General features: G+C 70.8%; 18 protein-coding genes and 1 pseudogene. 2 read left to right on the forward strand and 17 right to left on the reverse strand.

Features of this window, described 5'->3' with window-relative positions; genetic code table 11:
- Positions 1–10: 10 nt before the first annotated feature.
- Both AC3EN4_RS02600 and AC3EN4_RS02605 read right to left on the reverse strand, forming a co-directional pair.
- Entirely contained in the window at positions 11–733 is a 723-nt protein-coding gene (locus tag AC3EN4_RS02600) for an anti-sigma factor family protein (RefSeq protein ID WP_435204328.1), read from the reverse strand.
- On the reverse strand, positions 730–1,245 hold the full coding sequence (locus AC3EN4_RS02605) for a sigma-70 family RNA polymerase sigma factor (RefSeq protein WP_357124632.1): 516 nt from the start codon (positions 1,243–1,245) through the stop codon (positions 730–732). Before AC3EN4_RS02605 ends, AC3EN4_RS02600 begins: the two co-directional genes overlap by 4 nt.
- 215 nt (positions 1,246–1,460) lie before the next feature.
- Here AC3EN4_RS02605 and AC3EN4_RS02610 point away from each other — a divergent pair, with 215 nt between their 5' ends.
- On the forward strand, positions 1,461–3,587 hold the full coding sequence (locus tag AC3EN4_RS02610) for a PhoX family protein (protein WP_435204329.1): 2,127 nt from the start codon (positions 1,461–1,463) through the stop codon (positions 3,585–3,587).
- Between the two features lie 110 nt (positions 3,588–3,697).
- Here the strand turns inward: AC3EN4_RS02610 and AC3EN4_RS02615 are convergent, their stop codons facing one another.
- A complete protein-coding gene (locus AC3EN4_RS02615) occupies positions 3,698–4,480 on the reverse strand; it encodes an IclR family transcriptional regulator (RefSeq protein WP_422737858.1) in 783 nt (260 codons plus the stop codon).
- A 154-nt stretch (positions 4,481–4,634) separates the two neighbouring features.
- On the opposite strand from AC3EN4_RS02615, the gene AC3EN4_RS02620 reads away from it, so the two are divergent.
- Positions 4,635–5,816 carry an MFS transporter gene (locus tag AC3EN4_RS02620; protein ID WP_435204330.1) on the forward strand — a complete coding sequence of 394 codons (1,182 nt, stop codon included), beginning with the start codon at positions 4,635–4,637 and terminating at the stop codon, positions 5,814–5,816.
- 102 nt (positions 5,817–5,918) lie between these two features.
- Here the strand turns inward: AC3EN4_RS02620 and AC3EN4_RS02625 are convergent, their stop codons facing one another.
- The 14 genes and pseudogenes from AC3EN4_RS02625 to AC3EN4_RS02690 all read right to left on the reverse strand — a co-directional run bounded on the left by AC3EN4_RS02625 (position 5,919) and on the right by AC3EN4_RS02690 (position 22,972).
- On the reverse strand, positions 5,919–7,004 hold the full coding sequence (locus tag AC3EN4_RS02625; protein ID WP_435204331.1) for a polyprenyl synthetase family protein: 1,086 nt from the start codon (positions 7,002–7,004) through the stop codon (positions 5,919–5,921).
- Positions 7,005–7,094: 90 nt separating this feature from the next.
- The gene (nuoN, locus tag AC3EN4_RS02630; RefSeq protein WP_435204332.1) at positions 7,095–8,648 is read right to left on the reverse strand and encodes an NADH-quinone oxidoreductase subunit NuoN; all 1,554 of its coding nucleotides are present in this window, start codon (positions 8,646–8,648) and stop codon (positions 7,095–7,097) included.
- Complete coding sequence (locus tag AC3EN4_RS02635) at positions 8,645–10,180, reverse strand: NADH-quinone oxidoreductase subunit M (RefSeq protein WP_435204333.1); 1,536 nt, start codon at positions 10,178–10,180, stop codon at positions 8,645–8,647. The genes nuoN and AC3EN4_RS02635 overlap by 4 nt, the downstream gene beginning before the upstream one ends.
- Before the next feature lie 64 nt (positions 10,181–10,244).
- Positions 10,245–12,170 carry an NADH-quinone oxidoreductase subunit L gene (gene nuoL / locus AC3EN4_RS02640; RefSeq protein ID WP_422737853.1) on the reverse strand — a complete coding sequence of 642 codons (1,926 nt, stop codon included), beginning with the start codon at positions 12,168–12,170 and terminating at the stop codon, positions 10,245–10,247.
- A 12-nt stretch (positions 12,171–12,182) separates the two neighbouring features.
- The gene (gene nuoK / locus AC3EN4_RS02645; RefSeq protein WP_422737852.1) at positions 12,183–12,482 is read right to left on the reverse strand and encodes an NADH-quinone oxidoreductase subunit NuoK; all 300 of its coding nucleotides are present in this window, start codon (positions 12,480–12,482) and stop codon (positions 12,183–12,185) included.
- Positions 12,479–13,249, reverse strand: a complete 771-nt coding sequence (locus AC3EN4_RS02650; RefSeq protein WP_422737851.1) for an NADH-quinone oxidoreductase subunit J — start codon at positions 13,247–13,249, stop codon at positions 12,479–12,481. The genes nuoK and AC3EN4_RS02650 overlap by 4 nt, the downstream gene beginning before the upstream one ends.
- Positions 13,246–13,887, reverse strand: coding sequence for an NADH-quinone oxidoreductase subunit NuoI (gene nuoI, locus AC3EN4_RS02655; RefSeq protein ID WP_393044704.1), 642 nt, complete (start codon positions 13,885–13,887; stop codon positions 13,246–13,248). Before nuoI ends, AC3EN4_RS02650 begins: the two co-directional genes overlap by 4 nt.
- A gap of 1 nt (position 13,888) precedes the next feature.
- Complete coding sequence (gene nuoH, locus AC3EN4_RS02660; RefSeq protein WP_435204334.1) at positions 13,889–15,241, reverse strand: NADH-quinone oxidoreductase subunit NuoH; 1,353 nt, start codon at positions 15,239–15,241, stop codon at positions 13,889–13,891.
- The gene (locus AC3EN4_RS02665) at positions 15,238–17,730 is read right to left on the reverse strand and encodes an NADH-quinone oxidoreductase subunit G (RefSeq protein WP_422737849.1); all 2,493 of its coding nucleotides are present in this window, start codon (positions 17,728–17,730) and stop codon (positions 15,238–15,240) included. The genes nuoH and AC3EN4_RS02665 overlap by 4 nt, the downstream gene beginning before the upstream one ends.
- Positions 17,730–19,046 carry an NADH-quinone oxidoreductase subunit NuoF gene (nuoF, locus tag AC3EN4_RS02670; RefSeq protein ID WP_435204335.1) on the reverse strand — a complete coding sequence of 439 codons (1,317 nt, stop codon included), beginning with the start codon at positions 19,044–19,046 and terminating at the stop codon, positions 17,730–17,732. Before nuoF ends, AC3EN4_RS02665 begins: the two co-directional genes overlap by 1 nt.
- Before the next feature lie 170 nt (positions 19,047–19,216).
- Positions 19,217–20,242 (reverse strand): annotated as a pseudogene (gene nuoE / locus AC3EN4_RS02675) (NADH-quinone oxidoreductase subunit NuoE); the annotation flags it as partial.
- Positions 20,239–21,564, reverse strand: a complete 1,326-nt coding sequence (locus AC3EN4_RS02680; RefSeq protein ID WP_421474112.1) for an NADH-quinone oxidoreductase subunit D — start codon at positions 21,562–21,564, stop codon at positions 20,239–20,241. The pseudogene nuoE and the gene AC3EN4_RS02680, both read right to left, overlap by 4 nt.
- Positions 21,561–22,298, reverse strand: coding sequence for an NADH-quinone oxidoreductase subunit C (locus AC3EN4_RS02685; protein WP_422737846.1), 738 nt, complete (start codon positions 22,296–22,298; stop codon positions 21,561–21,563). Before AC3EN4_RS02685 ends, AC3EN4_RS02680 begins: the two co-directional genes overlap by 4 nt.
- A complete protein-coding gene (locus tag AC3EN4_RS02690; RefSeq protein WP_007454590.1) occupies positions 22,295–22,972 on the reverse strand; it encodes a NuoB/complex I 20 kDa subunit family protein in 678 nt (225 codons plus the stop codon). The genes AC3EN4_RS02685 and AC3EN4_RS02690 overlap by 4 nt, the downstream gene beginning before the upstream one ends.
- Positions 22,973–22,978: the final 6 nt, after the last annotated feature.

Genomic DNA, 22,978 nt, shown 5'->3' on the forward strand with positions numbered 1-22,978 from the left:
GCGGGGAGGGTTAGGGGACTGCGTAGGTCAGGAGGGGGGTGCCGTCGGCTCTCTGGAGTTCCACGCTGACCAGTTCCGCGTCGGTGAAGCGGGTCATGCCGGTGAACACCAGGTCGTCGCCGGGCGCGGCGAGCCAGGAACCGATCTGTTCGCTGGCGCCGCTGGGACCCTTCGCCACCAGCCGGAACGGGTACGCCTTGCCGTAGCTCGTCCGCGCGTCGTACCCGCAGTGCATGGTGATCTCGGTGCCCCACTTGCTGCCGGCCAGCCCGATGTCGGCGTGCACCGGACCGGCGAGCGCCACCGGCCGCATGGCGACCATCGACACCTGCGGCGCGGGGCGGGAGGTGCCCCGGGCTCCCGGGTCGGGCGGCGGGGCGGCCGGTCGGGGCAGCAGCGCGGCCGTTCCGACGCCGACCACCAGGGCCAGCGCGGCGGCGGCCAGCGTCGTCAGGGCGTACCGACGACGGGTCCTGGCCCGGTCGCGGCGCCGGCGCGCCCGGGCCTCCTCGAGCAGCGCGGGCGCCCGGGGTGCGGTCGGCGGCGGCAGGAACTGTTCCAGGCCCGCCGGGTCGAGGCGGCCGAGCAGTCCCGGTAGGACGGCGATCTCGGCGACGGCGTCCCGGCAGGAGGCGCAGCCACCGAGGTGTCGCTCGTAGGCCGCCCGCTCGGCGGGGGCCAGGGCACCCAGCACGTACGCGCCGTCGTCGTGCGCGAACTCGCACCGAGTCATCCCGTCACCCCCATCTCGGCCAGGACCAACCGTAGTGAGCGCAGCGCATAGTGGGTACGTGACTTGACGGTGCCCGGCGGCACCCCCAGCCGCGAGGCCGCCTCCGCCACCGACCGCCCCTGGTAGAAGCACTCCACCAGGACCTCACGGTGGGTCGGGCTGAGCCGGTTCAACGCCTCGGCGACGGTCCACGCCTCCACGGCGCGCTCGGCCTCGTCGACGACCTCCGGCGGCTCGGGAATCTCGTCGGTGAACACCTCGCCGACCCGGGTGGAGCGTCGTCGCCAGGCGTCGATGGCCAGGTTGCGGGCGGTCGTGAACAGCCAGGCCCGTACGGAGCCGCGGCGCGGGTCGAGGGACTCGGGGTGCCGCCAGGCCCGCAGCAGCGTCTCCTGCACCAGGTCCTCGGCCCGCTGCCGGTCGCCGTTGACCAGCCGCAGGGCGTGTGCGTACAGCGCCTCCGCGTGCTCGTCGTGCAGCGCCCGCAGCAGTTGGGCGTCATGGTCGCTGATGGCGGTCTCCTCACTTCCGGCGCGGGTCCGGCGGTGCGTCCGCCCGGGAATACGTGCGGTGACACCGAACGGTTCAGCCCGAGGTCAGACCGCTGGCGGCCGCGCAGGTGTTCACGCCTGGTTCACATCGCGGCCGACGACCGCTCACCGCGTCCTCCTAGCGTCCGGCTGGTACGCCGCCTGTCGTGCCACCCACTTCTCTGGAGGCCACTCCCATGAGCGACCGTCCCCGGCTGCTCCCCCTGTTGACCGGCAAGCGCCACGGCACCCGTGACGCCATGACCTGCCTGTACCGCTGCGGCAACGCCTGTGACCACCCGGTACCGAACACGTCCGACAACGCGTACTTCGGCGACGTGGTGGACGCGGAGGTCTCCCGGCGCGGCGTGGTCCGGGCCGGCGCGGTCGGCGCCCTGGTGCTCGGCTTCGGCGGCGCGGCGGCCGGCGCGCTGGCCGGCGCGGCTCCCGCCGCCGCGGCCCCCACGGCGCCGGAGGTGCCGGAGAACTTCGGCTTCGGCCGGCCCACCACGGGTGTCGGCAACGGCGCGCTGACCTTCAAGCCGATCCCGCCGAACAAGCTGGACACCCTGGTCGTGCCGAACGGCTACGACCACGCCGTGGTGATCAAGTGGGGTGACCCGGTGCTGCCGGGCGCGCCCGCGTTCGACCTGCACCACCAGAGCGCCGCCGCGCAGTCGAAGCAGTTCGGCTACAACAACGACTTCGTGGGCGTGCTGCCGCTGGACAAGCAGGGCAGGCGGGCGCTGCTCGTGGTCAACCACGAGTACACGAACGAGGATTTGATGTTCCCGGGCTTCCCCGGCCTGGACGGGCTCTCCGTGGAGCAGTTGCGCACCGCCATGGCCGCGCACGGCATGTCCGTGGTGGAGTTGGAGCGGGTCGCCGGCACCGGCCAGTGGAAGCCGGTGGGCAACGGCCGCCGCCCGTACAACCGGCGGGTCACCGCGCTGAGCACCAAGTTCGACCTGACCGGTCCCGCCGCCGGCTCGGCGTGGCTGAAGACCGCCGCCGACCCGAAGGGTCGTACCGTCGTCGGCACCCTGAACAACTGCTCCGGTGGGGTCACCCCGTGGGGCACCGTGCTCTCCGGCGAGGAGAACTTCAACCAGTACTTCGTGGGCGCGGACGCCGCGCCGGCCGAGCTGAAGCCGAAGCTGGACCGGTACGGCATCAGCACCGCCAGCCGCTACCCCAGCGGCAGCCGCAAGTGGGAACGCGCCGACGAGCGGTTCGACCTGGCCAAGCACCCCAACGAGGCGCACCGGTTCGGGTGGGTCGTCGAGATCGACCCGTTCGACCCGGAGAGCCGTCCGCGCAAGCACACCGCGCTGGGCCGCTTCAAGCACGAGGGCGCGAACGTCATCGTCGCCAAGGACGGCCACGTGGTCGCGTACATGGGCGACGACGAGCGGTTCGACTACCTGTACAAGTTCGTCTCGGACAAGAAGTTCCTCAAGGGCAACTCCTGGGCCGCCCGCAAGCACAACCTCACTCTGCTGGAGTCCGGCACGCTCTACGTGGCGAAGCTCGACCAGAGCAGCGCCGCCGAGATCGACGGCTCGGGCACGCTGCCCACCGACGGCGCGTTCAACGGCCGGGGCCGCTGGATCAAGCTGGTCAGCGGCAAGAGGTCGTTCGTCGACGGGATGACCGCCGCCGACGTGCTCACCTTCACCCGGCTGGCCGGGGACAAGGTCGGCGCGACCAAGATGGACCGTCCCGAGGACGTCGAACCGAGCCTGCTCACCGGCAAGGTGTACGTGGCGCTGACCAACAACACCGACCGTGGCAAGGCCGGCAAGGCGGCGGCGGACGAGGCCAACCCGCGCAACGCCAACAAGCACGGGCAGATCCTGGAGCTGGTCGAGGACCGCAACGACAACACGGCCGAGACGTTCGCCTGGTCGCTGCCGATCGTCTGCGGCGACCCGACCGACCCGTCGACCTTCTTCTCCGGGTACGACAAGACCAAGGTCTCCCCGATCTCCTGCCCGGACAACGTCGCCTTCGACGCCACCGGCAACCTGTGGATCTCCACCGACGGCAACGCGCTGGGCAGCAACGACGGCCTCTTCGCCACCGCCGTCGAGGGGCCGGAGAAGGGTCACCTCAAGCAGTTCCTCACCGTGCCGATCGGCGCGGAGACCTGCGGCCCGTTCATCACCGGCGACAACCGCTCGGTGTTCGTCGCGGTGCAGCACCCGGGCGAGATCACCGGCGCCTCGGTGGAGAACCCGGCCTCGAACTGGCCGGACGGCGACTACGCCAAGCCGGGCGTGGTGGTCACCTGGCGCCTCGACGGCGGCCCGGTCGGCAGCTGACGTTGCCCCCGCGGCCGGCAGGCCGCTGACGTTGCCCTGGCGGTTCGGCGCTGGACCGCCCCGAGCGGCCCTCTCCCAGCCTGGGAGGGGGCCGCTCGGTGTTCGGGCGGTCAGTGGTCGGCGGCGATGCCGTCGGCGACCGTACGGGCGACGGTGAGCAGCTTCGCGCGGACGACCCGGGCGGAGGTCATCATCTCGCTCGCCGGCAGGGCGCAGGCCAGCACGACCCGACGTTCCATGTCCTTGTCCGGCGCGACGAGCACTGCCGCGCACGCGACCCCCTGGCGGAACTGCCCCAGCTCCAGCTGCATGCCTCGGCGGTCGCCGGCGGCCAGGTCGGCCTCGAACGCCTCGCTCGTGGTCAGCGTGGCGCCGGTGAACGGGCGCATGCCGTACTCGCGGAGATAGCGGAAGCGCTGCTCGGTGGTCAGGGTGGCGAGCAGGGACTTGCCGAGAGCGGTCGCGTGCGCCCCCTCGTCGAAGCCGGGTACGAGGTCTTCCAGGTAGGGCGAGCGGTGCCCCTCGGCCACCGCCGTGATGGCGACCTGACCGCCGACGAAGCGGCCCAGGAAGTGGCTGTACCCGGTGTCGACGGCGGCGCGGCGCAAGGTCTCACCGACCACCGGCGGCCCCCGGAACGCGGTCACCAGCTCGCGGTAACGATCGGCCACCTCAAGGCCCACGATGTACGTGCCGTCCTCGCGACGGATCACGTAACCCTCGTACGCGAGGGTGCGGACGAGGTGGTAGGTGGTGGCCACGGTCAGTTCACACCGTCGGGCGATCTGCTTGACGGTCAGGCCCTTCGGGGCGCGACCGACCGACTCGAGCACCCGCAGTGCTCGGGACACGCTGCGGATCAGGTCCGAAGGTTCTGCCAAGGGGTCGCGCACAACCACCTCCGCCGCCGGGGACTTACACCATATGAAAAACAGGCCGCGTGCGAAATGCCTGTTCGGGTCGAGGATGCCAGATCACCATCCACTCCTCGTACACCAGCGGTCACCAGGAGTTGCCCGAGCGTGACTCGCGTAGGTTTGCCACACGATGACCCACACCGCCCTCACCCCCGCCCGCGACCGGACCCGCCCGATCCGGGCCAGCGCCGGTGCCGTGGCCACCACCGTGGCCTGCGTACTGCCCGTCTTCCTGCTCGGCGGCCTCGCCGTCCAGATGGGGGAAGACCTCCGCTTCTCCCCCGCCGGACTTGGCTTGGCCGTCTCCGTCTACTTCGGCGTGAGCGCGCTGGCCTCGGTGCCCTCCGGACGCCTCGTCGAGCGGTACGGCCCGGCGCTGGTGGCCCGCTGCGGCATCGTGCTGTCCGCCGGGTCGATGCTGGCCGTGGCAGCGCTCGCCCGCTCGTACCCGGTGCTGCTCGCCCTGCTGGCGCTCAGCGCCGCCGCGAACGCCCTCGGCCAGTTGGCCAGCAACGCGGCGCTGGCCGAGCACGTCCCGCCCCGGCGGCAGGGGCTGTCGTTCGGCGTCAAGCAGGCGGCGATCCCGGTCTCCACCCTGCTGGCCGGTGCGGCGGTACCCACCATCGCGCTCACCGCCGGCTGGCGCTGGGCGTTCGTGGTCGCGGCCGTCGCGGCGCTGACGACGCTGCCGGCCGTACCCCGGCAGGTGTCCGGCCGGGCCCGGCGGACCGACGCGGCGCGCGCGGGCCGGGCCACGACGGCTCTGGTGGTGGTCGGCGCGGCGGCGACGTTGGCGTCGGGCGCGGCCAACGCGCTCGGCACCTTCCTGGTCGACTCGGCCGCCGCCCGGGGTCTCTCACCGGGTCTCGCCGGCCTCACCCTCACCCTGGGCAGCGCGGTCTGTGTCGTCGCCCGGGTGGGTGCCGGTGGGCTGGCCGACCGGCGGGCCAGCGGTCACGTCGCGCTCATCGCCGCGATGCTGGTGGTCGGGGCGGTCGGGCTGGGCCTGCTCGCGGTCACCGGCCCGGTCCCGCTGGTGGCGGGCGTGGTGCTCGGGTTCGGCCTGGGCTGGGCCTGGCCCGGCCTGATGAACTTCGCGGTGGTCCGGCTGCACCCGCAGGCACCGGCCGCCGCCACCTCGATCACGCAGACCGGAGTGTACGCGGGTGGCTGCCTCGGCCCGCTGAGCCTCGGCCCGCTCGCCGCCCACCTGGGCTACCCGGCGATGTGGACCACGGCCTCGGTGGCGATGCTCCTGGCCGCCGCCCTCATGCTGACCGGCAGCCGCCTCCTCACCGCAACCCACCCCTGACCCGGCCGCCCCAACCCCGGCCGGGTGATCATGAAGTTATTGCTCGATCACTCGGCGTGTCGAGGCGATAACTTCATGATCAACGCGCACCGGCGGGGGGGGTTAGCTGGTGCGGTCGGCTATGTAGTCGCAGAGCGACTCCAGGGCCTGGCGGGACGAGCTGGCTGGGAGCGGGGCCAGGCACGCGCGGGCGTCCTCGGCGTAACTGCGTACGGTCTCCCGGGCACGCTTGAGCGCCGGGCTCTCCCGCAGCAGCCCCAGGGCCTCGGCGTGCAGCGCGTCGTCGGTCAGCGGGCCGGTCGCCAGAATCTCCCGCAGCCGCACCGAGGAGGCGTCGGAGTCGTCGGCCGCCCGGGCGTAGAGCACCGGCAGCGTCGGGACACCCTCGCGCAGGTCCGTACCGGGCGTCTTGCCCGACTGCACCGACTCGGACGCGATGTCGAGCAGGTCGTCGGAGAGCTGGAAGGCGACGCCGATCGTCTCGCCGTACCCGGCGAGGGCCTCGACGTGCTCCGCCGGCGCGCCGGCGAACATGCCGCCGAAGCGGGCCGACGTGGCGATCAGGGAGCCGGTCTTCTCGGCGATCACGTTCAGGTAGTGGGCGACCGGGTCGTCGTCGGCACGCGGCCCCACGGTCTCGGCGATCTGACCGTGCACCAGCCGGGCGAAGGTGCGCGCCTGCAGCCGGACGGCCTCCGGGCCCAGGTCCGCCGCGATGTCCGCGGCGCGGGCGAAGAGGTAGTCACCGACCAGGATGGCGACCGAGTTGGTCCATCGCGAGTTCGCGCTCGGCGCTCCCCGCCGCACGGCCGCCTCGTCCATCACGTCGTCGTGGTAGAGGGTGGCCAGGTGCGTGAGCTCCATCACCACGGCCGCCGGGACCACCTGCGCGCTGGTGGGATCGCCGAACTGGGCGCCGAGCGCCACCAGCAGCGGCCGGAACCGCTTGCCACCGGCGTCGAGAAGGTGCCGGGCAGCCTCGGAGACGAACGGGTCGGCGCTGGCCACACTGGCGCTCAGCTCGACCTCGACCGCTTCCAGCAGGCCCAGCACGGATGCCTCGACGCGGGGATCGGCGAGATGAAGGCCGAGCGCGCCGAACTGACTCATGCTCGCCCGACCCCGGCGACCGCCGGAACCGGTGGCACCTGAACGCTCGCCAGCCGGAATCACCACACCATCAACCATGCCACACCCGTTCTACCTGCTCCGGGTCGGGGATACGCACCGGGGGCCGGCACGCTGTCGCGCGCCGGCCCCCGGTGGTCGAGCCACATCTCACCGCACGAATTCGGCGGCTCCGGTAGCCAGGTCGAGCAGCGGGGCCGGAGCGACACCCAACGCCAGGGTGGCCAGCACGCCGATCATCAGCGCGGCGGAGGTGAGCCCACCCGGCACGGTGACCGTCGGCGTCGACTCGCCCGGCTCGGACAGCCACATCATCACCACGACCCGCAGGTACGGGAAGGCCAGCACCATGCTGGTCAGCACACCCGCGATGACGAGCCAGGCCTGACCACCGTCGAGCGCCGGACCGAAGACCGCGAACTTGCTGGTGAAGCCGCTGGTGAGCGGGATACCGGCGAACGCCAGCAGGATGAACGTGAACAGCCCGGCGAAGAACGGCGACCGGCGACCCAGACCGGCCCAGCGGGACAGGTGCGTGGCCTCACCGTCGGCGTCCCGTACCAGGGTCACCACCGCGAACGCGGCCAGCACCGAGAAGCCGTACGCGACGAGGTAGAACATCGTGCCGGACAGCCCGTCCCGGCTCGGCGCCAGCACGCCGACCAGCAGGTAGCCGGCGTTGGCGATCGACGAGTACGCCAGGAGCCGCTTGATGTCGGTCTGGGTGACCGCGAGCACCGCGCCGACCAGCATGGTCAGCACCGCCACCGCGCCCAGGACCGGGGTGAAGTCCCAGCCGCCACCCTCGAACGCGACGTGGAAGACGCGCAGCAGCGCCCCGAACGCGGCGACCTTCGTGCAGGCGGCCATGAACCCGGTGATCGGGGTCGGCGCGCCCTGGTAGACGTCCGGCGTCCACACGTGGAACGGGGCCGCCGCGGCCTTGAAGAGCAGACCGATGGCGAGCAGCGCCATGCCGGCGAAGAGCAGCACCGGGCTGGCCGGCGACTCGCTCACCGCCGCGTTGACGGTCGCGAAGTCGACACCGGCGGAACGGCCCGGAACACCCGCGGTGAAGCCGTAGATCAGGGCCACCCCGAACAGGAAGAACGCCGAGGCGTACGCGCCGAGCAGGAAGTACTTCATCGCCGCTTCCTGGCTCAGCAGCCGCCGGCGGCGGGCCAGCGCACAGAGCAGGTACAGCGGGAGGGAGAAGACCTCCAGCGCGATGAACATGGTCAGCAGGTCGTTCGCCGCCACGAAGATCAGCATGCCGCCGATCGCGAACGTGATGAGCGGGTACACCTCGGTGAGGCCGTTGCGGCCCTCGGCCTGTTTCCGGTCGTCGGCCGACTCCGCCGTCACGGCGGCCTGGGCGACGAACGCGCCGCCCCGCTCGACGGTGCGGTCACCGATCAGGAGCAGCGCCATGGCCGCCAGCACCAGGATCGCGCCCTGGAGGAACAGCGTCGGCCCGTCCACGGCGATGGCCTGGCCGGCCGTGATGAGCCGGTCGTCGGCGTTCAGGACCACCATGGTCAGCGCCGCGAGCACGGCCAGCAGGGCCAGCGTCAGTTGCACCAGGTGCCGCGCCCGCCGGGGCACGAACGCCTCGACCAGCACACCGAACAACGCGGTACCCAGCATGATCAGGATCGGGGCGAGCGCCGCGTAGTCCAGCGACGGCAGTTTCAACTCGGTCACTTTGCCGCCTCCTGGACGGTGCCGCCCACGGACGGCGCGGGGTCGCTCTTGCCGATGTCGTCCATGGTCGCCTGGACGGCCGGGTTGATCACGTCGGTGACCGGCTTGGGGTAGAAGCCGAGCAGCACGATCAGCGCGATCAGCGGGGCGATCACGACCTTCTCGCGCAGGTTGAGGTCCCGGCGCATGCCGTCGACCTCGGTCAGCGCCGGGTTCAACGTGCCCTGCGTGGTGCGCTGCACCATCCACAGCACGTACGCCGCCGCCAGGATGATGCCGAGCGTGGCGATGACCGCCACCGGCTTGTTCACCGTGAACGTGCCGATCAGCACCAGGAACTCGGAGATGAACGGCGCGGTTCCGGGCAGCGCCAGCGAGGCCAGACCGGCGAAGAACAGCACCCCGGCGAGCACCGGGACGAGCTTGCCGGCCCCACCGAAGTCACTGATCAGCGCCGAGCCGCGCCGCGCGACCAGCATGCCCACCACGAGGAAGAGCAGGCCGGTGGCCAGACCGTGGTTGAGCATGTAGAGCACCGCGCCGGTGCCGGCCTGGGTGGTGAACGCGAAGATGCCCACCCCGATGAACCCGAAGTGCGCGATCGAGGTGTACGACACCAGCCGCTTCAGGTCGTTCTGACCGACCGCCAGCAGCGCCGCGTAGATGATGCCGATCACGCCCAGCGCCAGCGCCCAGGGCGCGAACCACTTCGACGCCTCGGGGAACAGCGGCAGGCAGTAGCGCAGGATGCCGAACGTGCCGACCTTGTCCAGCACACCGACCAGCAGCGCGGCGGCACCCGCCGGAGCGGCGCCACCGGCGTCCGGCAGCCAGGTGTGGAACGGGAAGAACGGGGCCTTGATGGCGAACGCGAGGAAGAAGCCGAGGAACAGCCACCGCTCGGTGCCGGTGCTGATGTCGACCTGCGACAGCGCCTGCCAGTCGAACGTCTTGCCGCCGACCACCCAGAGGCCGATCACCGCGGCCAGCATGAACAGGCCGCCGACCAGTGAGTAGAGGAAGAACTTCACCGCCGCGTACTGCCGCTGGTGGCCGCCGTAGCTGCCGATCAGGAAGTACATCGGCACGAGCATGACCTCGAAGAACACGTAGAACAGGAAGACGTCGGCGGCGGCGAAGACGCCGATCATCGTGCTCTCGAGGATCAGCAGCAGCGCGAAGTAGACCGGGATGGACCGCTTCGACGACTCGGCGTCGTGCCAGGAGGCCAGGATCACCAGCGGCACCAGCACCGCGATCAGCATCAGCATCACCAGCGCGATGCCGTCCGCGGCGAAGGTGAAGCTGACGCCCCAGTTCGGGATCCAGGTGTACGACTCCCGGAACTGGAACCGGTCACCGCCGGCGTTGAAGCTGACCCACATCACCACCGAGAGCACCAGCACCAGCAGGGACCAGGCGAACGCCACCTGCTTGGCCAGCTCCGGGCTGCGGCGCGGCAGGAAGGCCACCACCAGAGCGCCCACCAGGGGCGCCACGGTGAGCACCGAGAGGAACGGGAAGTTGGACATTATGCGGCCTTACCTCCGTCGTGGATGCGTGGTCCGCCGGCGGGGGCGGGCGTCTTCAGGTCGGTCACGCCAACCACCCCGCCTGCACCGCGAGGAACGCCGCCATCACCAGCAGCGCGCCGGCCAGGATCGAGGTGGCGTACGAGCGGACGAAGCCGGTCTGCATCCGCCGGAGTCGGCCCGAACCACCGCCGACGGCGGCGGCGAGCCCGTTGACCAGACCGTCGATGCCCCGGTTGTCGAGGAAGACCAGTGCCCGGGTGAGGAAGATGCCCGGCTTCTCGAAGACCGCCTCGTTGACGGCGTCGGTGTAGAGGTTGCGTCGGGCGGCGGTGACCAGGACCCCGGCCGGCTGCGGCGCGGTGGCCGTACCGGCCCGGAACAGGAACCAGGCCAGCCCGGCACCGAGCACGGTGACCAGCAGCGACAGCGTGGTGATCACGAGGTGCGAGAGGACCGGCTCGTGCTCCGCGTGCTCACCGCCCAGCCCGGCGGTGGAGGTCAGCCAGTCCGGCACCGAGGTGGAGAGCAGGAAACCGGCCCCGACCGAACCGATCGCCAGGAGGATCAGCGGGACGGTCATCAGCTTCGGCGACTCGTGCGGGTGCTCGATGTCCTCGGTCCACCGCTTCGGGCCGTGGAAGGTCAGCACGAACAGCCGCGTCATGTAGAAGGCGGTCAGCCCGGCACCGAGCAGCGCGGCACCACCGTAGAGCCAGGCGGTCCAGTCCTCCCGCTCGAAGGCCGCCACGATGATCGGCTCCTTGGAGAAGAAGCCGGAGAACGGGAACATGCCGATGATGGCCAGCCAGCCCATCATGAACGTCAACCAGGTGACCTTCATGTACGACGACAGCCCACCGAAGCGCCGGATGTCCACCTGGTCCTTCATGCCGTGCATGACCGAGCCGGCACCCAGGAACATGTTGGCCTTGAAGAAGCCGTGCGCCAGCAGGTGCACGATGGCCAGCGCGTACGCCCCGCCGCCGAGACCGACGCCGAGGAACATGTAGCCGATCTGGCTCACCGTCGACCAGGCGAGCACCCGCTTGATGTCGTCCTTGGCCGCGCCGATGATGCAGCCCATCAGCAGGGTGAGCGCGCCCACGCTGACCACCACGAGTTGGAGCGTCGAGTTCGCGGAGAAGATCGGGTTGGACCGGGCGATCAGGTAGACACCGGCGGTGACCATGGTGGCGGCGTGGATGAGGGCCGACACCGGGGTCGGGCCCTCCATCGCGTCCGGCAACCACGCCTGCAACGGGAACTGACCGGACTTGCCGGCCGCGCCGAGCAGCAGCAACAGGCCGAGAACCAGCACCGTGGTGCCGGTCAGCGAGCCGACGCCGTTGAAGACCTCGTCGTACTGGGTGGTGCCCAGGGTGGCGAACATGATGAAGATGCCGATGGCCAGGCCGGTGTCACCGACCCGGTTCATCAGGAACGCCTTCTTGCCGGCCGTGGCGGCGCTCGGCCGGCCGTACCAGAAGGAGATCAGCAGGTACGACGCCAGGCCGACGCCCTCCCAGCCGAAGTAGAGCATCACGTAGTTGTTGCCGAGCACCAGCAGCAGCATGGCCGCGACGAACAGGTTGAAGTACGCGAAGAACCGGCGACGACCCGCGTCGTGCGCCATGTACTCGACGGCGTACAGGTGGATCAGGAAGCCGACGCCGGTGATCAGGAGCACGAAGACGGCGGCCAGCGGATCGAACAGCAGACCGAAGTCGACCCGCAGGTCACCGACCGCGATGAAGTCCCAGAGGCTCAGCTCGACCGACTTGTTCTCCAGGCCCCGCAGCTGGAAGAAGGACGCCAGCCCGAGCACGAACGCGGCACCGATGGCCGCGACGCCCAACCAGTGCCCCCAGCGGTCGGCCCGCCGGCCGAGCAGCAGCAGGATGGCCGCGCTGACCAGCGGGATCGCCACCAGCAGCCAGACGCCCCCGAGCAGCCCCGTGGCCTGGGCGTATTCCACAGTCTCTTCCACCGGTGGACCCCTTTAGTACTTCAGCAGGTTGGCGTCGTCGACGCTCGCCGAGCGTCGAGTCCGGAAGATGGCCATGATGATCGCGAGGCCGACCACGACCTCGGCGGCGGCCACCACCATCACGAAGAACGCCATGATCTGGCCGTTGAGGTCACCGTTGATCCGGCTGAAGGTGACCAGCGCCAGGTTGGCCGCGTTGAGCATCAGCTCGACACACATGAACAGCACGATCGCGTTGCGCCGGACGAGCACCCCGGAGGCGCCGATGGTGAACAGCACCGCGGCCAGCACGAGGTAATGATTGGGCGTCACTGGTCGGTCCCCTTCAGGGTGGTCTCCTGCGCGGTCAGCTCACGCACCGGCAGGATGTCCGGCGTGCTCCGCTCGGTGAGCCGGCCGTCCGGCAGTCGCGCCGGGGTGGCCACCGAGGAGGAGGTAGCGAAGACGCCGGGGCCCGGCTTGGGGCCCGGGTAGTTGCCCGGCGCGAAGCGCGCCCGCATGGTCGCCGGCTGGTCCATCTTGTCCTGCTTGCGCCGCTCGATGTGCGCGAGCACCATGGCGCCCACCGCCGCCGTGATCAGCAGCGCCGAGGTCAGCTCGAACGCGAAGACGTACTTGGTGAAGAGCAGCCGGGCGATGCCCTGCACGTTGCCCTCCGCGTTGGCCTCGTCCAGACCGACCGCCGTGGTCTTCTCCATGGCGTTGTAGACGGCGGTGCCGACCAGGCCGGCGAAGCCCAACCCCAGGACGATCGCGGCGACCCGCTGGCCGCGCAGGGTCTCGATCAGCGAGTCGGTCGAGTCCCGACCGACAAGCATCAGCACGAACAGGAAGAGCATCATGATCGCGCCGGTGTAGACGATGATCTGCACCATGCCGATGAACGGCCCGGCCTGGAGCACGTAGAACACGCCCAGGCAGAGCATGGTCAGCACCAGCCAGAGCGCCGAGTGCACCGCGTTGCGGGCCGCCACCATGCCGATCGCGCCGATCAGCGCGAGCGGCGCGAGGATCCAGAAGGTGACCTGCTCGCCGCCGGAGACCCCACCCGCCGCGGCCAGCACCGTAGACGTGGTCATGCGCCCTCTCCCTTGCCGGCCGCCGCACGCTGGGCGGTCTGCTCGGCGCCCGGGAACGTCACGCCGGGGTGCTCCTCGACCTGGTAGCGGCCGGGCCCCATCGGGGACGTCTCGGCCCCGGCGGAGGTGCCCGGGTTGTCCAACGCGCCGACGTAGTAGTCCTTCTCGCTGTCACCGAGCCGCATCGGGTGCGGCGGCTGCTCCATGCCCTCCAACAGCGGGGCGAGCAACTGCTCCTTGGTGAAGATCAGGTCCTGCCGGTTGTCCCGGGCCAGCTCGTACTCGTTGCTCATGGTGAGCGAACGGGTCGGGCAGGCCTCGATGCAGAGCCCGCAGAAGATGCACCGCGCGTAGTTGATCTGGTAGGTGCTGGCGTACCGCTCACCGGGCGAGAAGCGCTGCTCGTCGGTGTTGTCGCCGCCCTCGACGTAGATCGCGTCCGCCGGGCAGGCCCAGGCGCACAGCTCGCAGCCGATGCACTTCTCCAGACCGTCCGGGTGCCGGTTGAGGATGTGCCGCCCGTGGTAGCGCGGCGCCGACACCGGCGGCTTGAACGGGTAGTCGGTGGTGACGACCTTCCTGAACATGTGCGAGAAGGTGACACCGAAGCCCTTGAACGTTCCGGTGATCGCGCCCACGTCACACCTCCCTGGTGTCCGAGCCGGCGACGATGTTGGCCGGCTCCCGCTCGGCGACCACGCGCGTGATACGCGGGCTCGGCGGTACCTGTAGATCCATCGGCGGCAGCGGGAAGCTCCCGTACGGCCGGCTGTCGACCCGCTCCTGCATGGTGGGCTTCGGTTGCGGCTTCCGGCTCGGCCAGAACAGCGTGGCGATCAGCAGGAGACCAGCGGGGACGCCGACCGCGATGATCTTGCCCTTGGTGTCCCAGTCCTCGATCGAGCGCAGGCCCGACAGGACCAGGATCCAGACCAGGTTGATCGGCAGCAGGACCTTCCAGCCGAAGCGCATGAACTGGTCGTAGCGCAGCCGGGGCAGCGTGCCGCGCAGCCACACGAAGACGAAGACCAGCGCGATCACCTTGCCGAAGAACCAGAGCATCGGCCACCAACCGGAGTTGGCGCCCTCCCACAGGGTGATCGGCCACGGCGCACGCCAGCCGCCCAGGAACAGCGTGGTGGTGACCGCGGACATGGTCACCATGGCGACGTACTCGCTGAGCATGAAGAGCGCGAACTTCAGCGAGCTGTACTCGGTCATGAAGCCGGCGACCAGCTCGGACTCGGCCTCGGGCAGGTCGAACGGCGCCCGGTTGGTCTCACCCACGGTGGCGATGAAGAAGATGATGAAGCTGGGCAGCAGCAGGATCGCGTACCATCCCGGCGCCGGGATCTCGGTGCCGAAGATGGTCAGTCGCGTCGCGTCGCCCTGTGCGGCGACGATCCCGCTGGTGCTCATCGTGCCGGCGGTCATGAAGACCGCCACGATGCTCAGACCCATCGCGACCTCGTACGAGATCATCTGGGCGCTCGACCGCAGGCCGCCGAGGAGCGGGTACGTCGAGCCGGAGGCCCAGCCGCCCAGGACGATGCCGTAGACGCCCATGGAGGAGCAGGCCAGCAGCAGGAGCACGGCCACCGGCACGTCGGTGACCTGCAACGGCGTGTGGTGGCCGAAGATGCTCACCATCGGACCGAACGGCACCACCGACAGCGCGGTGACCGCGCAGATCACCGAGATCGTCGGGGCGAAGAAGTAGACGACCTTGTCGGCCGCCTTCGGCAGGATGTCCTCCTTGAAGGCCATCTTCAGGCCGTCGGCGAGGGTCTGCAGCAGGCCGAGCGGGCCGACCTGGTTCGGGCCGGGCCGCACCTGCATGTAGCCGACCACGCGCCGTTCGAACCAGACGCCGAGGAGGGTGGCCAGCAGACCGAACGCGAAGGCGAAGACAATCTTGCCGAGAACCAGCCACCACGGGTCCCGACCGAAGTCGGCGAGCGTCGGGTCCTGAGCCAGGACGATCGAGTTCACTGGTTACCCCCAGAACTGAGGATGGTCTCGTCGGCCGCCACGCGTCCGGCCGGGATGGCCGTACCCGATGCGGGGACGGAGATCCGGACGACCGTGCCGGACGTCGCCCCGAGGCTGCGTCGCACGGTCGAACCGGGTGAGTTCGTCGGCAGCCAGACCACGCCGTCCGGCATCTCGGTGAGCTCCGCCGGCAGGGTCAGCGCACCCCGGTCGGTGCCGACCGTGACCGCGTCACCGTCGACGACGCCCAACGCCTCGGCGGTGCCCTTGCCCAGGCGGACCACCGGCGGACGGGCGGTACCGGCCAGGTGCTCGTCGCCCTCGGTCAGGGTGCCGAGGTCGACCAGCTGGTGCCAGGTGGCCAGCACGGCCTCTCCGGCGCCCGGGTGCGGGACCGTGCCGGGCGACACCGACGGCGCGGACGGCCGGGACGTCCGGGTGGCCGGCAGCGAGCCCAGCTCACGGCGCACGCTCGGCACGTCGGCGGTGCCGAGGCGTACGTCGAGGAGCGCGGCCAGCGCGTCGAGCACCCGCCCGTCGGTCATCGCGGCGGTGTTCAGCACCGCCTCGAACGGGCGCAAGCGGCCCTCCCAGTCCAGGAAGCTGCCGGCCTTCTCGACCACCGGCGCGACCGGCAGCACCACGTCGGCCCGCCGGGTCACCGCGCTGGCGCGCAGTTCCAGGCTGACCAGGAACGGCACCGCGTCCAGCGCGGCCTCGGCCAGCCGGGGGTCGGCCAGGTCGGCCGGGTCGACACCGCCGACCACCAGCGCGCCGAGCTGCCCGTTGGCCGCCGCCGCGAGGATGCCGTCGGTGTCCCGACCGGCCTGGCTGGGGATGACCCCGGCCGGAATGTCCCACGCCTCACCCAGCTCGGCCCGCGCGGCCGGCTCGGTGACCAGCCGGCCACCGGGGAGCAGGTTGGGCAGGCAGCCCGCGTCGACCGCGCCTCGGTCACCCGCGCGCCGCGGCACCCAGGCCAGCTTCGCGCCGGTACGCCGGGCCACGTCCGCCGCCGCGGAGAGCCCGCCCGGCACGGTGGCCAGCCGCTCGCCGACGATGAGGATCGCGCCGGGCGCGCTGAGCGCCTCGGTGACCGTGGCGTGCTCGGCGAGCACGCTCGCCTCCTCGCCGGGCACCACCCGGGCCAGCTTGGCGCCGAGCTTCTCCAGGCCGCGCGTGGCGAACGGCGCCAGCGCGTACACCGTCAGGGTCTTCTTGAGGTACGCCTTGCGCAGCCGCAGGAAGAGGATCGGGCACTCCTCCTCCGGCTCCAGGCCCACCAGCACCACGGCCGGCGCGTTCTCCACGTCGGTGTAGGTGACGTCGGTGACCCCGGCGACCGAGCTGGCCAGGAAGTCGGCCTCCTCGCGGGAGACCGGCCGGGCCCGGAAGTCGATGTCGTTGGTGTTCAGTGCGACCCGGGCGAACTTCGCGTACGCGTAGGCGTCCTCGACGGTCAGCCGGCCGCCGGTGAGCACCGCCGTGCCCTGGCCGCCCTCGCGGGCCGCGTGCAGCCCCTCGGCGGCCCGGGTCAGCGCCTCACTCCAGGACGCCTCCCGCAGCTCACCGGTCTGCTCGTCGCGGACCAGCGGGTTGGTGAGGCGCTCGGCGGCCCGGGTGTACTGGAAGCCCCACCGGCCCTTGTCGCAGTTCCACTCCTCGTTCACCGCCGGCTCGTCACCGGCGAGCCGGCGCAGCACCTTGCCGCGTCGCCAGTCGGTGCGCTGCCCGCAGCCGGCGGAGCAGTGCTCGCAGACGCTCGGGCTGGACACCAGGTCGAACGGGCGGGCCCGGAACCGGTACTGCGCGCCGGTCAGCGCACCCACCGGGCAGATCTGCACGGTGTTGCCGGAGAAGTAGGAGTTGAACGGGACGTCCCCGTCGTCGCCCTGCTCGCCGTACGCGTCGTCCCGGTAGATGTTGATTTCCTCGGCGGACGACCGGCCCATCAGGTCGATGAACTTGTCGCCGGCGATCTCCTCGGAGAACCGGGTGCAACGCTGGCAGAGCACGCAACGCTCGCGGTCCAGCAGCACCTGGCTGCTGATCGCCATCGGCTTCTCGTACTCGCGCTTGTGCTCGTGGAAGCGTGAGTCGGTGCGGCCGGTGGACATCGCCTGGTTCTGCAGGGGGCACTCGCCGCCCTTGTCACACATCGGGCAGTCGAGCGGGTGGTTGAGCAGCAGCAGCTCCATCACCCCCTCCTGCGCCTTCTGGGCGACCGGGGAGGTGAGCTGGGTCCGGACGACCATGCCGTCGGCGACGGTCTGGGTGCAGGAGGCGACCGGCTTGCGCTGCCCCTCCACCTCGACCAGGCACTGCCGGCACGCGCCGGCCGGGGCCAGCAGCGGGTGGTCGCAGAACCGGGGGATCTCGGTGCCCATCTGCTCGGCGACCCGGATCAGCAGCGCCCCCTTCGGGGCGGTGACCTCGACGCCGTCGATGGTGAGGGTGACGGTCTCGGTCTGCTTGGCTACGTCGGTCATTAGTGGGCTCCCACCAGCTGCTTGTCCGACAGCTTCGGCGCGGTACGTCCCTCGATGTAGTCGAGGTAGTCCTGCTTGAAGTACTTCAGCGACGAGGTCACCGAGCTGGTCGCGCCGTCACCCAGACCGCAGAACGAGCGGCCGAGGATGTTGTCGCAGGTGTCCAGCAGGGTGTCCAGGTCCTCGTGGGTGCCCTGGCCGGAGAGGATCCGTCGGTAGACCCGGACCATCCAGTAGTTGCCCTCGCGGCACGGGGTGCACTTGCCGCACGACTCGTGGTGGTAGAACTCCAGCCACCGGTAGGTCGCGTAGACCGGGCAGTCCTGGTCGGAGAAGATCTGCGTGGCCGTGGTGCCCAGGATCGAGCCGGCCGCCGCCACCCCTTCGAAGTCCAGCGGCACGTCCAGGTGCTCGGCGGCGAGCAGCGGGGTCGACGATCCACCCGGGGTCCAGAACCGCAGGTTGTGACCGGGCTGCATGCCGCCCGCCAGTTCCAGCAGCTCGCGCAGCGTGACGCCCATCGAGCACTCGTACTGGCCGGGGTTGGCGACCCGCCCGGAGAGCGAGTAGATCATCGGCCCGGAGGACTTCTCGGTACCCATCGACTTCCACCAGTCGGCCCCACCGAGCACGATCGGCGGGACGCTGGCGATGGTGCCGACGTTGTTCACCACCGTCGGGCTCGCGTACAGGCCGTGGGTCGCCGGGAACGGCGGGCGCAGCCGGGGCTGCCCCCGGAACCCCTCCAGCGAGTCGAGCAGCGCCGTCTCCTCGCCACAGATGTACGCCCCGGCGCCGGAATGCACCACCAGCTCCAGGTCGAAGCCGCTGCGCAGGATGTTGCGGCCCAGGTAGCCCTTGTCGTACGCCTCCTGGACGGCGTTGCGCAGCCGCCGGGCGGCGTGCACAGCCTCGCCCCGGATGTAGATGTAGGCGCGGCTGGCCCGGATCGCGTACGACGCGATGATCACGCCCTCGACCAGCGCGTGCGGGTCGTGGGTCATCAGCGGCAGGTCCTTGCAGGTGCCCGGCTCGCCCTCGTCGGCGTTGACCACCAGGTAGTGCGGCTTGCCGTCGCCCTGCGGGATGAAGCCCCACTTGAGACCGGTGGGGAAGCCGGCGCCGCCACGACCGCGCAGCCCGGAATCCTTGATCAGCTGGATCAGGTCGTCCGGGTGGGCCTTGAGGGCCTTGCGCAGCGCGGCGTAGCCGTCGAGCTGCTCGTAGGTGCCGATCCGCCAGGCGTCCGGCGACAACCAGCGCTTGGTCAGCACCGGCGTCAGCTTGGCCAGCGTCTCCGGGCGGGGAGTGGTCACTTCTGGGCCCCCGTTTCGCTCGCGGCGGCGGGGTCCGTGCCATCCGCGTCCGCCGACGCTTCGGTGAGGTTGCGCTCCTGCGCGCCGGTCGAGTCACCGGCGGGCTTGCCGTCGCCGGCCGGGGCGTTGGCCGCCGCACCGGCGGCCTGGGCCGCCTGCGCGTCGCGCGGCGCCGGCGGCGAGGTCTCCGCCGGTGCCTTGGTGCCGGGCGCGTCCGGAACCGCCGTGCCGGCGTCGGGCTGCCGGGTCTCGGCGGTACGCACCTGCGGCGACTTGTCGTCCGGCGCCTTCACGTCCGGTGCCGTGCTGCCGGTGGCCGCCGCCGGCTCGACCGGCTCGGCGTTGCCGGTGGGGGTGGCCGCGCCGTCGCCGCCGGTGACTTCAGTGGCCGGAGCCGCGGTCGGGGAGGCCGCGCCGTCGCCGCCCTTGACCGGTGCCGTGGTGGCCTCGACGGGGGCAGGCTTGGCCGCCTCCGCCTTCGCCTTCGCCTCGGCGGCCGCCTTGTCGGCCTCGGCCTTGCTGCGGATCGGGGTGTTCGGGTCGAAGCCCGGCACCGAGACGCCGTGCTCCTGCGCCAACCGCAGACCCCGCAGGGTCGGCTCGCCCGGCCCGCCGTCGGCGACCGCGCCGTCGCGCTCGTCGGCGAAACCGGCGAGCTGCACCGCCATCTCCTTCAGCGTGCACAGCCGCGCGCCGCGCGTCGGCATCGGCCGGCCGCCCGCCCGCAGCTCGTCGACCACACCGACCGCCGTGGTCGGGTCCACGCCGTCGAAGAAGTCGTAGTTGACGGTCATCACCGGGCCGTAGTCACAGGCCGCCAGGCACTCGGCGTGCTCCAACGTGATGGTGCCGTCGGCGGTCGTCTCGTCGTGCCCGACACCCAGGTGCTCGGAGAGGGTGTCGTAGACCTCCTGGCCGCCCAGCACGTTGCACATCGTGTTGGTGCAGACGCTGACCAGGAAGTCGCCGGTGGGCTTGCGCTTGTACATGGTGTAGAAGGTGGCGACCGCGCCAACCTGGGCCTTGTTCAGCCCGAGTACCTCGGCGCAGAACGTCACGCCGGCCGGAGAGACGTACCCCTCCTCGGCCTGGACCAGGTGCAGCAGCGGCAGCAGCGCCGAGCGGGACCGGTCCGCCGGGTAGCGGGCGATGATCTCGCGCGCCCGCTCCCGGGTCTCTTCGGTGAAGACGGTCATCGGTCACACCCACCCATCACGGGATCCAGCGAGGCGCCGCCGGCGATCACGTCGGCGATCAGGCCGCCCTCGGCCATCGCCGGGAGGGCCTGGAGGTTGACGAAGCTCGGCTCCCGGTAGTGCACCCGGTACGGCCGGGTGCCGCCGTCGGAGACGGCGTGCACGCCCAGTTCGCCGCGCGGCGACTCGATGCCGACGTACACCTGGCCGGGCGGGACCCGGAAGCCCTCGGTGACCAGCTTGAAGTGGTGGATCAGCGACTCCATCGACTGACCCATGATCTTCGCGACGTGCTCCAGCGAGTTGCCCATGCCGTCGACGCCGATGGCGAGCTGCGCGGGCCAAGCGATCTTGCGGTCGGCGACCATCACGGGGCCCGGCCGCAGCCGGTCCAGCGCCTGCTCGACCAGCTTCATCGACTCCCGGATCTCGGCGAGCCGGACCTGGTAGCGGCCCCACACGTCACCGTCGGGGTGGGTCGGCACGTCGAACTCGTACGTCTCGTAGCCGCAGTACGGCATGGTCTTGCGCAGGTCCCAGGCGAGCCCGGCCGAACGCAGCACCGGACCGGTGACGCCGAGCGCCACGCAGCCGGTCACGTCCAGCACCGCGACGCCCTTGGTCCGCTCGGTCCAGATGGGCTGGCCGGAGAGCAGGTCCTCGTACTCCTTGAGCTTCTTCGGCATCATCTTCAGGAACTCGCGGATCTTGCGGATCGCGTCGTCCGGCACGTCCTGCGCCACACCGCCGGGCCGGACGTACGCGTGGTTCATCCGCAGGCCGGTGATGGTCTCGAAGATGTCGAGGATGTACTCCCGCTCGCGGAAGCCGTACAGCATGATCGAGATGGCGCCCAGCTCCATGCCGGTGGTGGCCAGCCAGACCAGGTGCGACGAGATCCGGTTGAGCTCCATCATCAGCACACGGATGGTGGTGGCCCGCTCGGTGACGTCGTCGGTGATGCCGAGCAGCTTCTCCACCGCGAGGGCGTACGCCGTCTCGTTGAAGATCGGGGACAGGTAGTCCATCCGCGTGACGAAGGTCGAACCCTGGACCCAGTTGCGGTACTCGAGGTTCTTCTCGATGCCGGTGTGCAGGTAGCCGACGACCGAGCGGGCCTCGCGGACCGTCTCGCCCTCCAGTTCGAGGATCAGGCGGAGCACCCCGTGGGTGGAGGGGTGCTGCGGACCCATGTTGACCACGATGCGCTCGTCGTTGATCGGGTCGGTGCCCGACACGACCGTGTCCCAGTCCCCACCCGTGACGGTGAAGACCCGGCCCTCGGTGGTCTCGCGTTCGGTCGCGTAGTTCGACGTGGTCACTGGTAGGACCTCCTACGGTCCGGCGGTGGAATTTCCGCGCCCTTGTACTCGACGGGCACGCCACCGAGCGGGTAGTCCTTGCGCTGCGGGTGGCCCTCCCAGTCGTCCGGCATGAGGATCCGGGTCAGGTTGGGGTGGCCGTCGAAGACGATGCCGAACATGTCGTACGCCTCGCGCTCCTGCCAGTCGGCCGTCGGGTACACGGCGGTGACGCTGGGCAGGTGCGGCGAGCCGGCCGGGACCGCGGCCTCCAGCCGGAGCCGGCGGCGGTAGGTCATCGAGGTGAGCTGGTAGACGACGTGCAGCCGGCGCTCGTCCGCGCCCAGGTAGTCCACCCCGGACACCGACGAGCACAGCTCGAACCGCAGCGCCATGTCGTCGCGCAGCACCTGGCAGACCTCGGCGATCCGCTCCGGGCGGACGTGCAGGGTCAGCTCGCCCCGGTCGACGACCACCTTCTCGATCGCGTCGCCGAAGGCCGGGTACGCCTCCTCCAGCGCGTCGCGGACCTCGTCGAAGTACCCGCCGTACGGCCGGGTGGCCTCCTCGATCGGCTGGCGCGGGCGGACCAGGCCGCCGTAGCCGGACACGTCACCCGTGCCCTGGTTGCCGAACATCCCGCGACCGGCCGGGCTGGCCGGCGGGTACTCGGCCGGGGCGGTCGCGCTGGCGCCGGGCGGCGTCACCGGTACCGGCACCCCGCCGTCGTTGGTCTTGTCCGTGGGAGACGTCATTTCGGGCCTGCCTGCGGGTGGAGATGGTTCTGGGCGTTCATCCAGTTCTCAATCCGCAACTGCTCCTCGCGCCCCTCGCGGACCGCCTGGGTCCACTCGGCACGCCGGGCCTTGTCGTTGCGGTAGGAGGACGGCATCGAGCCGTAAGGCACGACCGGGACGTCGCCGCGCTCCTGGCGGGCCGCCAGCATCTTGCGACCGTTCGGACCCAGCGGCTCGTACATGATCTTCTCGCGGAGCTTGAGGATCGCGTCGATGAGCATCTCCGGCCGGGGCGGGCAGCCGGGGAGGTACATGTCGACGGGTACGACGTGGTCGACGCCCTGCACGATGGCGTAGTTGTTGAACATGCCGCCGCTGCTGGCGCAGACGCCCATCGAGAGCACCCAGCGGGGCTCGGCCATCTGGTCGTAGATCTGGCGCAGCACCGGTGCCATCTTCTGGCTGACCCGGCCGGCCACGATCATGAGGTCGGCCTGCCGGGGCGAGGCCCGGAAGACCTCCATGCCCCAGCGGCCCATGTCGTAGTGCGGACCACCGGCGGCCATCATCTCGATGGCGCAGCAGGCCAGGCCGAAGGTGGCGCCCCACACGGACGACTTCCGGGACCAGTTGACCAGCTTCTCCACCGAGGTGAGCAGGACGCCGGCGGGGAGCTTCTCCTCGATGCCCATCTGACG

It is taken from the genome of Micromonospora sp. bgisy143, from assembly GCF_057708145.1.

Excerpts from the sequence above, each read along its gene's own strand:
- AC3EN4_RS02600 (WP_435204328.1), bottom strand. The coding sequence starts at position 733 with ATGACTCGGTGCGAGTTCGCGCACGACGACGGCGCGTACGTGCTGGGT.
- AC3EN4_RS02610 (WP_435204329.1), top strand. The coding sequence starts at position 1,461 with ATGAGCGACCGTCCCCGGCTGCTCCCCCTGTTGACCGGCAAGCGCCAC.
- AC3EN4_RS02620 (WP_435204330.1), top strand. The coding sequence starts at position 4,635 with ATGACCCACACCGCCCTCACCCCCGCCCGCGACCGGACCCGCCCGATC.
- AC3EN4_RS02625 (WP_435204331.1), bottom strand. The coding sequence starts at position 7,004 with ATGGTTGATGGTGTGGTGATTCCGGCTGGCGAGCGTTCAGGTGCCACC.
- AC3EN4_RS02635 (WP_435204333.1), bottom strand. The coding sequence starts at position 10,180 with ATGTCCAACTTCCCGTTCCTCTCGGTGCTCACCGTGGCGCCCCTGGTG.
- AC3EN4_RS02650 (WP_422737851.1), bottom strand. The coding sequence starts at position 13,249 with ATGACCACGTCTACGGTGCTGGCCGCGGCGGGTGGGGTCTCCGGCGGC.
- AC3EN4_RS02665 (WP_422737849.1), bottom strand. The coding sequence starts at position 17,730 with ATGACCGACGTAGCCAAGCAGACCGAGACCGTCACCCTCACCATCGAC.
- AC3EN4_RS02685 (WP_422737846.1), bottom strand. The coding sequence starts at position 22,298 with ATGACGTCTCCCACGGACAAGACCAACGACGGCGGGGTGCCGGTACCG.
- AC3EN4_RS02690 (WP_007454590.1), bottom strand. The coding sequence starts at position 22,972 with ATGGGCATCGAGGAGAAGCTCCCCGCCGGCGTCCTGCTCACCTCGGTG.